General features: G+C 37.1%; 16 protein-coding genes. 6 read left to right on the forward strand and 10 right to left on the reverse strand.

Annotation, left to right across the window (positions count from 1 at the left end; all coding sequences use genetic code 11):
- Positions 1-48: 48 nt before the first annotated feature.
- Both speA and F8162_RS09950 read left to right on the forward strand, forming a co-directional pair.
- Complete coding sequence (gene speA, locus F8162_RS09945; RefSeq protein WP_151632783.1) at positions 49-1521, forward strand: arginine decarboxylase; 1473 nt, start codon at positions 49-51, stop codon at positions 1519-1521.
- Positions 1522-1596: 75 nt separating this feature from the next.
- Positions 1597-2427 carry a protein-glutamine gamma-glutamyltransferase gene (locus F8162_RS09950; protein WP_151632785.1) on the forward strand — a complete coding sequence of 277 codons (831 nt, stop codon included), beginning with the start codon at positions 1597-1599 and terminating at the stop codon, positions 2425-2427.
- A 34-nt stretch (positions 2428-2461) separates the two neighbouring features.
- Here F8162_RS09950 and F8162_RS09955 read toward each other — a convergent pair whose 3' ends face one another.
- From F8162_RS09955 to F8162_RS09970, 4 genes are all read right to left on the reverse strand, one after another.
- Positions 2462-2590, reverse strand: a complete 129-nt coding sequence (locus F8162_RS09955; protein ID WP_151632787.1) for a GapA-binding peptide SR1P — start codon at positions 2588-2590, stop codon at positions 2462-2464.
- 44 nt (positions 2591-2634) lie between these two features.
- Positions 2635-2763 (reverse strand): GapA-binding peptide SR1P, encoded by a 129-nt coding sequence (locus F8162_RS09960; RefSeq protein WP_000536800.1) that lies wholly within the window; start codon positions 2761-2763, stop codon positions 2635-2637.
- A 59-nt stretch (positions 2764-2822) separates the two neighbouring features.
- Positions 2823-2951 (reverse strand): GapA-binding peptide SR1P, encoded by a 129-nt coding sequence (locus tag F8162_RS09965; RefSeq protein WP_000536778.1) that lies wholly within the window; start codon positions 2949-2951, stop codon positions 2823-2825.
- A gap of 194 nt (positions 2952-3145) precedes the next feature.
- Positions 3146-3442 (reverse strand): DUF3055 domain-containing protein, encoded by a 297-nt coding sequence (locus F8162_RS09970; protein ID WP_076541134.1) that lies wholly within the window; start codon positions 3440-3442, stop codon positions 3146-3148.
- Positions 3443-3570: 128 nt separating this feature from the next.
- Between F8162_RS09970 and F8162_RS09975 the strand changes: the two genes are divergently transcribed.
- Entirely contained in the window at positions 3571-3963 is a 393-nt protein-coding gene (locus tag F8162_RS09975) for a DUF1885 family protein (protein WP_151632789.1), read from the forward strand.
- A 1-nt stretch (position 3964) separates the two neighbouring features.
- On the opposite strand, the gene F8162_RS09980 is transcribed toward F8162_RS09975, so the two are convergent.
- The 5 genes from F8162_RS09980 to pdhA form a co-directional block, all read right to left on the reverse strand.
- Positions 3965-4192, reverse strand: coding sequence for a hypothetical protein (locus F8162_RS09980; protein WP_151632791.1), 228 nt, complete (start codon positions 4190-4192; stop codon positions 3965-3967).
- Between the two features lie 740 nt (positions 4193-4932).
- The gene (gene lpdA, locus F8162_RS09995) at positions 4933-6345 is read right to left on the reverse strand and encodes a dihydrolipoyl dehydrogenase (protein WP_151632793.1); all 1413 of its coding nucleotides are present in this window, start codon (positions 6343-6345) and stop codon (positions 4933-4935) included.
- 5 nt (positions 6346-6350) lie between these two features.
- Complete coding sequence (pdhC, locus tag F8162_RS10000; protein ID WP_064474943.1) at positions 6351-7640, reverse strand: pyruvate dehydrogenase complex dihydrolipoyllysine-residue acetyltransferase; 1290 nt, start codon at positions 7638-7640, stop codon at positions 6351-6353.
- 93 nt (positions 7641-7733) lie between these two features.
- Entirely contained in the window at positions 7734-8711 is a 978-nt protein-coding gene (gene pdhB / locus F8162_RS10005) for a pyruvate dehydrogenase complex E1 component subunit beta (protein WP_000068163.1), read from the reverse strand.
- Between the two features lie 3 nt (positions 8712-8714).
- Positions 8715-9830 (reverse strand): pyruvate dehydrogenase E1 component subunit alpha, encoded by a 1116-nt coding sequence (gene pdhA, locus F8162_RS10010; RefSeq protein WP_000536893.1) that lies wholly within the window; start codon positions 9828-9830, stop codon positions 8715-8717.
- Between the two features lie 513 nt (positions 9831-10343).
- On the opposite strand from pdhA, the gene F8162_RS10015 reads away from it, so the two are divergent.
- Positions 10344-10490: a YjcZ family sporulation protein gene (locus F8162_RS10015; protein WP_000274561.1), complete on the forward strand. Its 147-nt coding sequence runs from the start codon at positions 10344-10346 to the stop codon at positions 10488-10490.
- Positions 10491-10640: 150 nt separating this feature from the next.
- Positions 10641-11195: a peptide deformylase gene (gene def, locus F8162_RS10020; protein ID WP_151632795.1), complete on the forward strand. Its 555-nt coding sequence runs from the start codon at positions 10641-10643 to the stop codon at positions 11193-11195.
- 57 nt (positions 11196-11252) lie between these two features.
- On the opposite strand, the gene F8162_RS10025 is transcribed toward def, so the two are convergent.
- Complete coding sequence (locus F8162_RS10025) at positions 11253-12026, reverse strand: Cof-type HAD-IIB family hydrolase (RefSeq protein ID WP_151632797.1); 774 nt, start codon at positions 12024-12026, stop codon at positions 11253-11255.
- Between the two features lie 547 nt (positions 12027-12573).
- On the opposite strand from F8162_RS10025, the gene F8162_RS10035 reads away from it, so the two are divergent.
- On the forward strand, positions 12574-12786 hold the full coding sequence (locus tag F8162_RS10035; RefSeq protein WP_000576434.1) for a DNA-dependent RNA polymerase subunit epsilon: 213 nt from the start codon (positions 12574-12576) through the stop codon (positions 12784-12786).

A 12786-nucleotide genomic window follows, 5' to 3' on the forward strand; every position in this document is an offset into this window, starting at 1 on the left:
TATAAAACAAACTCTAATAAATATTATGAAAAAGAAGGGGTGTATAGATTGTCCCAATACGAAACACCATTGTTTACCGCTTTAGTTGAGCACAGTAAGCGAAATCCAATTCAATTCCATATTCCTGGTCACAAAAAAGGACAGGGCATGGATCCTACATTTCGCGAATTTATTGGGCATAACGCATTAGCAATTGATTTAATTAATATTGCGCCGCTCGATGATTTACATCATCCAAAAGGTATGATTAAAGAAGCACAAGATTTAGCAGCCGCTGCATTTGGTGCAGATCATACTTTCTTTTCTATTCAAGGTACAAGTGGTGCAATAATGACAATGGTGATGAGCGTTTGCGGTCCTGGTGACAAAATCCTAGTGCCACGAAACGTGCATAAATCAGTAATGTCAGCTATTATTTTCTCAGGTGCAAAACCGATTTTCATGCATCCTGAAATCGATCCAAAACTTGGTATTTCACATGGAATCACAATTCAATCTGTCAAAAAGGCACTTGAAGAGCATTCAGATGCGAAAGGCTTACTTGTTATTAACCCAACATACTTTGGCTTTGCTGCGGACTTAGAACAGATTGTCCAATTAGCTCATTCTTACGATATCCCTGTACTAGTTGATGAGGCTCATGGTGTTCATATTCATTTTCACAATGAATTGCCGATGTCAGCGATGCAAGCCGGTGCAGATATGGCAGCAACAAGTGTCCACAAATTAGGAGGATCTTTAACGCAAAGTTCTATTCTTAACGTGAAGGAAGGCCTTGTGAACGTAAAACATGTTCAATCTATTATTAGCATGCTTACGACGACATCAACTTCTTACATCTTGTTAGCATCCCTAGATGTTGCTAGAAAACGTCTTGCTACAGAAGGAACAGCACTCATAGAACAAACAATACAATTAGCGGAACAAGTTCGTGATGCTATTAATGCTATTGAGGATCTTTACTGTCCTGGGAAAGAAATGCTAGGTACGGATGCTACTTTTAACTATGATCCTACAAAGATAATTGTATCTGTAAAAGATTTAGGTATTACAGGCCATCAGGCTGAAGTATGGCTTAGAGAGCAATATAACATTGAAGTAGAACTCTCAGATTTATACAACATATTATGTCTTGTCACTTTTGGGGATACAGAAAGTGAGACAAATACACTTATTTCAGCATTACAAGATTTAGCAGCAACATTTAGAAATCAAGCCGATAAAGGTGTACAAATACAAGTAGAAATTCCAGAAATACCAGTACTAGCACTTTCTCCTCGAGATGCTTTTTATTCGGAAACAGAAGTCATTCCGTTTGAAAATGCAGCAGGTCGTATTATAGCTGATTTCGTTATGGTTTATCCGCCAGGGATTCCAATCTTTACTCCGGGGGAAATTATTACACAAGATAACTTAGAGTATATTCGTAAAAACTTAGAAGCGGGTTTACCTGTACAAGGTCCTGAAGATATGACATTACAAACATTACGTGTGATTAAAGAGTACAAGCCTATCAGTTGATAGGCTTTTCTTTCACCCTTTTTCCCTTTTCTCATACGATATTAAGTAATGTAACGTATAGGTGGGGATACTATTATGATTGTAATAGGCCGTTCTATTGTACATCCTTATATCACAAATGAATATGAGCCATTTGCAGCTGAGAAACAACAAATTTTATCGATAATGGCAGGAAATCAAGAAATTTATTCCTTCCGAACCTCTGATGAACTCAGCTTTGATTTAAATTTGCGAGTGAATATTATTACTTCTGCATTAGAACTTTTTCAAAGTGGATTTCAGTTTCGCACATTTCAACAATCCTTTTGCAACCCCCAGTATTGGAAAAGAACGTCACTTGGGGGATTCGAGCTCCTTCCAAACATCCCCCCTTCCATTGCCATACAAGATATTTTCAAAAATGGAAAACTATATGGAACTGAATGTGCCACTGCTATGATTATTATTTTTTACAAAGCTTTACTATCCTTGTATGAGGAAGAAACTTTCAACCGTCTCTTTGCAAACCTTTTACTTTATACGTGGGACTACGATCAAGATTTAAAGCTCATAACCAAAACGGGTGGTGATCTTGTTCCAGGTGATCTCGTTTATTTTAAAAATCCACAAGTGAACCCAGCTACAATTGAGTGGCAAGGAGAAAATACAATCTATCTAGGAAATTTCTTTTTTTACGGACATGGCGTAGGTGTAAAAACAAAAGAGGAAATTATATACTCGTTAAATGAACGACGAGTCCCTTACGCTTTTATTTCAGCTTTTTTGACCGATACTATTACCCGTATTGATAGCCGTCTCATGAGCCACTACGCTTCTCCTAAAACTCCACAAACATCCATAGGATTTATTCCAATTAGAGATGATGCAATCGTTGCAACAGTTGGCAATACAACTACAATTTATTAAAAAAAGCGCCTACATATGTAGGCGCTTTTTTTATTTAAGCTTTTGCATGTTCTTTATGGTCACACTCGCAATGAGTTCCACATTTTCCGTAAAGTACTGTTGATTTTTCATCTTCAAAATGTCCGATTGTTCCTTCACATACTTGGCATACGATTGTTCCCATTTTTATTTCCCCCTGAGTTTTAATAATCATTTACTTATTTATAATTAAGCTTTCGCCTTATCTTTATTAGCACAGTCACAATTTGTACCACATTTCCCGTAAAGCACTGTCGTTTTTTCATCTTCAAAATGTCCGATTGTTCCTTCACATACTTGGCATACGATTGTTCCCATTTTTCATTTCCCCCTAAGTTTATGGTCCTAAAAACTTTTAGCTGGCCATTTCCTATCAATTATTGGGCTTTTGTATGCTCTGTGTGATCACATCCGCAAGATCCACATTTCCCGTAAAGTACCGTTACTTTTTCATCCTCGAAGTGTGCAATTGTACCTTCACAATCTTGACATACGATCGTTCCCATTTTTCATTTCCCCCTAAGTTTATAATCCCAAAAACTTTTGTAACCGCTTAACTTTCTGTCTTTATTTTAATATGTTATACTTTTTACGTCAATAGGTTTTTAGTATAACACATTAAATATTTTCAATTTAAATTAGTATGCGATATTCAAACAAAAAAACAGCCATATTTATACGTACGACTGTTTTACATTAATTATTCTTCATATTCGGCATGTAAAGAAGTAGATGGGACTAAAAATTTGAAGAACTGAGCTAACTCTGTCGCTTCCTCTTCAGATCCTAATTTGAAAATTTCCTGTATATGTTGAACATTCTCTACATCATCTCGCCCAAGCAAAGTAGACCTTCCTGTTTGCATGCAAACAATGAGTGGCTTTCCAAAAAACATATTTGTATAAATAACACCAAAATCATAACGAGTATCATGTGTCATAAACCCCAAAAATCGTACCTTCACACTTTCATGCTCATCATACAATTTTTCAAACATCGATTTCCACCTTTCTCCATCACCTTTCATTTAGTATATTAAACAAAAAAAGTAATACTCCTTTTAATTGTCAAAAAATTCAGTAGGATGTAGAATGATACTATTCTACTAAGTTAGGGGGAACTTATATGCAACATGCCTTTATTACGCTTGTACCTAAATCCAATCAACAATCTGTTTCAATAGATGATATAAAACAACTTTTTCTTTACTATCAAACAGTTACTTCCAAAACCGGTGTTCAAATTAATTACGCTTATACAAATACCGCTTTTCCTTATGAAATTTTAGATACATCAGCAACAACATTAAAACTACAATCTACTCACGATCGATATGACTCCATTTATGTTGGTGTCGGTATAGAAAAGGAACAATCTTTTATTCAGATTTCTTTACCACCTAATGCAACATTTGGTGATAAAGGAAAAGCAAATGAATTTTGCCGTTTTCTAGCAAAGAAATTAGAAGGAGAATTACAATTATTTAATGGAAGAACAATGTATTTCTATAAACGTTAATTTAAAAAATAGAAAATACGATTAAGAAAAGTATGCAATTTGAACACGTAAGGAATAATGACTGCTTTCTAGTTTGCAATACAAAATATGCAATCACATACGCTAAATAAAGAAATACAAAAAATAGAATGACTTTGTAATGCAACTTATCACCATTTGACAATGCTAATACAACAGAAAAACCACTCCATAATAATAAATGATAAAATATAACATGCAATATTCTCATGGAACCTTCTCCTTTGACATGCTCTATTTTATTAATATATGGGATCAAGTTTGAATCAATTACATATTATACGAAAGCATATATAGCTTTTGGATTAATATATGCTCTAACGATTCAATTAAAGTATTACATATTCATTCGACAATTACATGTCAACTATCCCACTGAGATAAAGCGTTTCAGTGGGGGCTTGAGTTCGAACGCTAGGTCTTTTCGTCTATCGCTAGACAGTTTGACACTCTAGCATTCATGCCACCTAATGGTAACACCCCAAGTATGTTTTTGGTTGGTACTAGAAACGAACAATCGTTTCCCCACTTGCACCACCCTTTCGAAAAAGAGCAATTCTTCCTTGTGGAAGAAGCCAACATTTCGCAACGCTTTTGACAAATCAATATTTGGAACTGAACGGAGCAAAATGTGAACATGGTCTCCATCGTAATTCCTTTTGGCCCAAGTAACCGAATGATTATTATTATCCAATTTCGTTGTCTTACAATATATTCCCTCCTTATCTAAGGGCAGATTATATCGTAAGACAAAAAGAAACAAATATTCGTCCCGGAAAAATTGTTATGAATGAAACAAAAGTGTTTGGTCTACCTTCTGGCGGCAATTCATCTCCACCTGAATTTATTGGACTTCACCCGTAACACAAATCAGATGGTGTCTTCTTGCCGAAAAGGATAAAAAATAGCCCATCTCTTTAAATAAGAGATGGGCTATTTTCATTACTTAAATTATTTTACAATGTGAATTGGCATTCCAAGAGCAACTTCAGCTGCTTCCATTGTGATTTCACCTAATGTTGGGTGAGCGTGGATTGTTTGAGCGATATCTTCCGCTGTCATTCCAGCTTCGATAGCTAAACCAATCTCAGAGATAATATCAGAAGCGCCTGCACCTGCAACTTGAGCACCTACAAGAAGACCGTCTTCTTTACGTGTTACAAGTTGTAGGAAACCGTCAGTGCTGTTTAATGATAACGCACGACCGTTTGCAGCGAATGGGAACTTAGATACAGCTACTGTCATTCCTGCTTCTTCTGCTTGTTTCTTCGTGTAACCAACAGATGCTAATTCTGGATCAGTGAAGCATACTGCAGGAATTCCGATGTAATCGATTGCTGATGCATGACCACTAATTGCTTCAACAGCTACTTTACCTTCGTAAGAAGCTTTGTGAGCTAATGGTGGTCCAGGAACGATATCACCGATTGCATAGATGTTTGGTACGTTTGTACGACATTGCTCATCGATTTCGATGATGCCGCGGTCAGTCATTTTAACTCCAACTTGCTCAAGACCGATTTCTTGAGTGTTTGGACGACGACCTACAGTTACTAATACGTAATCTGCTTCTACAGTTTGGATTTCACCGTTAACTTCAAAGCTAACTTTTACGCCAGTTTCTGTTTCTTCAACGCCTTTAGCCATAGCTTTTGTATGGATATTAACGTTACCTTTCTTTTGAAGAGCACGTTTAACAACAGAGCTCATAGCTTTTTCGAAACCAGCTAAGATTTCGTCGCCAGCTTCTACTACAGTAACTTCTGTACCGAAGTTAGCATATGCAGTACCTAATTCCATACCGATGTAACCGCCGCCGATTACAACAAGTTTTTTAGGAATTTCAGGTAAGCTTAAAGCACCTGTAGAGTTGATAACACGTTTAGAGTATTTGAATCCAGGAATTTCGATTGGTGTAGAACCAGTTGCAAGAACAGCATTTTTAAACGTATACGTTTGAGCTGCATCTTCAGTCATTACGCGTAATGTGTTAGCATCTACGAAGTAAGCTTCACCGCGAATGATTTCAACTTTGTTACCTTTAAGAAGGCCTTCAACACCGCCAGTTAATTTCTTAACTACGCCGTTTTTCCATTCTTGAACTTTTGAAAAGTCAACTTTTACGTTCTCTGCAGTGATACCCATGTCATCAGAATGCATTGCATTCTCATAACGATGACCTGCATTGATTAACGCTTTTGAAGGAATACATCCAACGTTTAAGCATACGCCACCAAGGTTAGCTTTTTCAATAATTGCTACCTTTTGACCTAATTGTGCTGCACGAATTGCCGCAACGTATCCACCAGGACCTGCACCAACAACGACTGTATCTAATTCAATTGGGAAATCTCCTACTACCATTGTTATTACGCCTCCATTACTAATAATTGTGGGTCATTCAATAGACGTTTAATTTGGTTTAATGCTTTTTGAGCAGTTGCGCCGTCAATTAAACGATGGTCAAAGCTTAGAGATAATGCTAATACTGGAGCTGCAACGATTTCACCGTTTTTCACAACTGGCTTCTCAGCGATACGGCCGATACCAAGAATTGCTACTTCTGGGTGGTTGATAACTGGAGTGAACCATTGTCCACCTGCAGAACCAATGTTTGTAATTGTGCAAGAAGCACCTTTCATTTCAGCCGGAGCTAAACGACCTTCACGTGCTTTACCAGCAAGATCATTGATCTCGTTAGAAATAGTGAAGATTGATTTACGATCTGTATCTTTAACCACTGGTACTAATAGACCTTTGTCTGTATCAGCTGCGATACCGATGTTGAAGTAATGTTTATGAACGATTTCTTGAGAAGCATCGTCTAAAGCAGTATTCAACATTGGGAATTCACGTAATGCAGATGTTAAAGCTTTAACAACGTATGGAAGGTAAGTTAATTTAATACCTTTGTCAGCTGCAACAGCTTTGAACTTCTTACGGTGAGCAACAAGTTCTGTTACATCTACTTCATCCATTAATGTTACGTGAGGAGCTGTATGCTTAGAGTTAACCATTGCTTTTGCAATCGCTTTACGGATACCACTCATTTTCTCACGAGTTTCTGGATATTCACCAGCTGGGATTGGTTGTGCTTTTGGTGCTTCTTCTTTCGCTGCTGCTGGAGTAGCTTCTACTGCTGCTGGAGCCTCAGTTGCTGCTACTGCTTGTCCACCATTTGCAAATGCATCGATGTCAGCTTTTACGATACGACCGTTCTTACCAGAACCAGCTACTTTATGAATGTCTACGCCGTTTTCACGAGCATATTTACGAACAGATGGCATAGCGATTACGCGCTCATTTACTACTTCTGCAGTTGCTGCTGGAGTAGCTTCCGCTGCTGGAGCTTCTACTGCTGCTTCTTCAGCTTTTGGAGCTTCATCATGATCGTCACCTTTAAATTTAAGGTTTTCGTATCCAGGAGCATCAAATTTAATTAATGTATCTCCTACAATTGCAACTGTTCCTTCTTCTACAAGTACTTCAAGTACTTTACCTTTAACAGGAGAAGGGATTTCTACTACTGCTTTATCATTTTGTACTTCAAGAAGTACATCGTCTTCGTTTACTTCATCGCCTGGTTTAATAAACCATTTTACGATTTCACCTTCGTGGATACCTTCACCGATATCTGGTAGTTTAAATTCAAATGCCACGGAATTCAGCCCCCTGATTCATTTCATTATTATGGAATATGTACAAAAGAAACCAGCATGTGCTGATTTCTTTTGCACATGAAAAGCTAAAAATTAGAAGTTCATTACTTTGTTAACAGCTTCAACAATATCTTTATGGTTTGGTAACCATACGCTCTCAGCTTGAGAGAATGGGAATACTGTATCAGCAGCTGCAACACGTACAACTGGAGCTTCTAAGTTTAAGATTGCACGGTCGTTAATTTCCGCTACAACGTTAGCTGCAATACCAGCTTGTTTTTGTGCTTCTTGAACTACAACTACGCGGCCTGTTTTTTCAACAGAAGCGATGATTGTTTCGATATCTAATGGTTGAACTGTACGTAAGTCAACAACCTCTAAAGAGATACCTTCTTTTTCAAGTTCTTCAGCAGCTTTTAATGCAGCGTGAACCATAGCACCGTAAGCGATAACAGATACATCTGTACCTTCACGTTTGATATCAGCTTTACCTAAATCAATTGTGTATTCGCCTTCTGGTACATCTTGACGGAATGAACGGTACAATTTCATATGCTCTAAGTAAATAACTGGATCGTTGTCACGAATCGCAGAGATTAAAAGACCTTTTGCATCGTATGGAGTAGATGGAATAACAACTTTTAGACCAGGTTGTTGAGCCACTAATCCTTCTAAGCTATCAGCATGTAGTTCAGGAGTATGAACACCGCCACCGAATGGAGAACGAACTGTTACTGGAGCAGTCCAACGTCCACCAGAACGGTAACGCATACGAGCTAATTGACCAGAAATTGAATCCATTACTTCAAAAACGAAACCGAAGAATTGGATTTCTGGAACTGGACGGAAACCTTCTAATGCAAGTCCAACTGCAAGTCCACCAATACCAGACTCTGCAAGTGGAGTATCCATTACACGATCTTCACCGAATTCAGCTTGTAAACCTTCAGTAGCACGGAATACACCGCCGTTTACACCAACGTCTTCACCAAACACAAGTACGTTAGGGTCATTTTTCATTTCAACGCGTAAAGCATCAGTGATTGCTTGAATCATTGTCATTTGAGCCATGGCTTACTTCGACTCCTTTTCTTTGTAAATTTCATATTGTTCAGCTAAGTTGTAAGGCATTTTTTCGTACATGATTTCCATTAAATCAGTAACTTTTTGTTTTGGAGCTTGGTCAGCCTTAGCAATTGCTTGTTTAATATCTTCTTTTGCTTCTTCGATTACTTTCTCTTCAACTTCTTGAGACCATAGGCCTTTGTTTTCTAAGAATGCACGGAAGCGTACGATTGGATCTTTTTGTTCCCATTCGTTCTCGATATCTTTTGTACGGTAACGAGTTGGGTCATCACCAGCCATTGTATGTGGACCGTAACGGAATGTTAGAGTCTCGATTAAAGTAGGGCCTTCGCCGTTTACTGCACGCTCACGAGCGAAAGCAGTTGCTGCGTATACAGCTAATGGATCCATACCGTCTACTTGAATTCCGTAAATACCTGCTGCTACTGCTTTTTGTGCTACAGTTTTAGCTGCAGATTGCTTTTCTACTGGAGTAGAGATTGCATAACGGTTGTTTTGTACAACGAAGATTGCTGGAGCTTTGAATGCACCCGCAAAGTTCATACCTTCGTAGAAGTCACCTTGTGAAGCACCACCGTCACCAGTGTAAGTAATTGCAACAGATTTTTTACCACGTAGTTTCATACCTAACGCAACACCAGCAGTTTGGATGATTTGCGCACCGATGATGATTTGTGGAGCAAGTGCATTTACATTCTCAGGCATTTGGTTACCCATGAAATGTCCACGAGAGAATAAGAATGCTTGGTATAATGGTAAACCGTGCCATACTAATTGTGGCACATCACGATATCCTGGTAAGATGAAATCTTCTGCTTCAAGTGCGAAATGACTTGCTAATTGAGAAGCCTCTTGTCCAGCTGTTGGTGCGTAGAAACCTAAACGTCCTTGACGGTTTAAAGAAATAGAACGTTGATCTAGTACGCGAGTATACACCATACGGCGCATTAATTCTTTTAATTGATCATCAGATAATTCAGGCATAGCTGCTTCATTCACAACTTCGCCTTTTTCATTTAAAATTTGTAATGTCTCAAATTGAGCTGCGATAGCTTTCATTTGCTCATCAACATTAAATAGGGTCTTTTTTGTTTTAGTACCCATTCCGTTCACCTCTTCCTCTCTTGAACCATATTCTGAAACGCTTTCACTATCTATTAGCTAGACTGAAAACGCAACAATGTAAACCAACAAATTTATTTGTCGGTTGAGAATAATTTTGTGTACCTAACAATCTGTACTAATGTTTTTTCAGAAACATATTAATACAATCTTGATCACGTTTTTTAGTTTACAACTATTCTAATTACGATGTCAATTACTTTGGATACGTTTTTTTATAAATAATCTGCAGGTTTCTTCTACACAAACGTGTTTTTATTTTTCACATCTGTATTAGTAAGCATTTACCTACTGTTATATTATTCCCTTTTCAACTTATTTTTTCTCTTAGAATAATATGTAAACGATTTAATTCTCTTTAGTTTTTCTCTCTTTTTAACAAAAATATACAAACTCTTCTTCCTTTTATAGGTAATTACCCATACATTTCTACTCTTCGCTCCATACATTATAGTAACCGCAGTATTAGCGGGAAATGATAAAGGAGGTCATCTCATGTACGGATACTCATATTGCTATCCAACTTGTTCAAATCCTTCCTACGGTTATGGCGGTTCTTGTGGCGGATCTGGACGCGGCTTTGCCTTAATCGTTGTGTTGTTTATTCTTTTAATTATCGTTGGTGCTGCTTGCATTCGCTAATGTAAAATGAAACAACTATGGAAAGAAACAGACGGCTTTGCCGTCTTTTCTTTTTATTACATACATATTCTATAGTAGAACGCTTGCCCTACTTGTCGATGACTTTTTTCATCTCCTTTGGTAGACTAAAGGGGAAAGGAGAGATTACATATGCTTACAATGAAAGATGTCATTCGCGAAGGAGATCCTATTTTGCGAAACGTTGCAGAAGAGGTAATAATACCAACGAGCGAAGAAGATACAACTACACTTAAAGAGATGATTGAATTTGTAATGAATAGCCAAGATCCTGAAATGGCTGAAAAATATAGTTTACGCCCTGGAATCGGATTAGCAGCTCCGCAAATCGGTATTTCAAAGAAAATGATTGCGGTTCATGTAACCGATACGGACGGCACGTTATATAGTCATGCATTATTCAACCCAAAAATCATTAGTCATTCTGTTGAACGTACATATTTACAAAGCGGGGAAGGCTGTCTATCAGTAGACCGCGAAGTACCTGGATATGTCCCTCGTTACACAAGAATTACAGTGAAAGCAACATCAATCAACGGCGAAGAAGTAAAATTACGTTTAAAAGGTTTACCAGCAATCGTATTTCAGCATGAAATTGACCATTTAAATGGTGTTATGTTCTATGACCACATTAATAAAGAAAATCCATTTGCTGCTCCTGACGACTCAAAACCTCTAGAGCGATAATAAAAAAGGCGGGAGTTATCTTCCGCCTTTTTTATATGAAATGGGTTCCATATTTACTTATAGCAATCCAGCCCATTTTAAGCCATGATATATGCCGTCTTCACTAACATCCTTTGTCACATGATTTGCAAGTTTTTTCAAATCTTCATGACCGTTCCCCATCACAATACCTGTCCCAACTGCTTCGATCATTTCTAAATCATTTAAGCCATCTCCAAATGCATACACTTGTTCACGGTTAAATCCTAATTTTCCAATGAATTTCTCAATTCCTTTTGCCTTCGAACCACCATTTGGAATAATATCCATTGAATATGCATGCCAGCGAATGAAATGAAAGTCTGGATACTGATTAATAAACTTTTCCTCTTCATTCACTTCACAGAAAAGAAGTGTTTGATAAATATTACGTTCCTCATAAAAATTAGGTTCATATGCCGGATGCTCAAAATTTAAGCTTCCAAAACCTTCTTTCACATAATCATGATATTCTACTGATGCCCTCATATCTTGATGATCAAGATATACAAGTGGATACCCTTCTTGATTTGCAAACTGAGTAAATTTATGCAAGGCAGCTGGATGTAATGGGTTATTAAATACTACCTCGTCTTCAAATACAACGTACTGTCCATTAAAGCTAACATAATTGTGTATATTAAGTTCCTTACGAATATCTTCAAACATAAATGGCGCACGCCCTGTCGCAATTGCTACATGCACACCTTTTTCTTGTAACTGTCTTACTGCATCTCTTGTAGATTGAGGTATCTTCTTATCATGATCTAATAATGTTCCATCAATATCAAAAAAGACAATTTTATCATTCATTTGTCAAAATCCTTTCTGTTACTCAATATTTCTATTTTGATTATCGCTTTTCAAATTCTAAAAAAAAGTATAACATATTAAACATCTGTGAAGAAAGCGTTCACTTTCTGACCTTATTTATGAAACCTGCATATATATATTAGTAAAAAATGTGGATACTTGTTCGTATGAATTTTCTTTTCTATTCTTTCTCATACTATAGCTATAACTAACGGCTACTAATCGTTACTATAGAATAACTTTCCCTGTATGAGAAAGGACAAGATTCAACATTCACTTTTGTCTTCTTTCTTATATCAGAGACGGAGTTTTCACTAGTAATATGCATGTTTAAAATAAGGAAAGGAAGGAGTAATCATGCTGAAGAAGCTGAAGAAAAAGCTCAAGCGTTATTTAAAAGATCTAGTCCGTAAAAAGACAATCGCTTAAATTGTGCCCATTTCGGGCTTTTTCTTCATTCTCATTCGAAAAAACATGAAAATCGTGACTGTTTGCTTTATAATAAGTAACAGATAATGCAAAACATAGACAAGGAGAGGTTTTCCAAATGATTTTTAAAGTATTTTATCAAGACAAAATGACTGAGGTTCCAGTACGTGAAAATACAAAAGTTTTATATTTAGAGGCTACGTCTGAAAAGGATGTTCGTAAGAAATTAAATAAGTTCGCATATAATATCGAGTTCGTTCAGTCTGTTACTGGTGCTCATCTTGAATATGAAAAAGAAAACGCTGATTTAACATTAGCGGAAATCGTATAG

Source organism: Bacillus sp. CH140a_4T (assembly GCF_008923725.1).
Taxonomy (GTDB): domain Bacteria; phylum Bacillota; class Bacilli; order Bacillales; family Bacillaceae_G; genus Bacillus_A.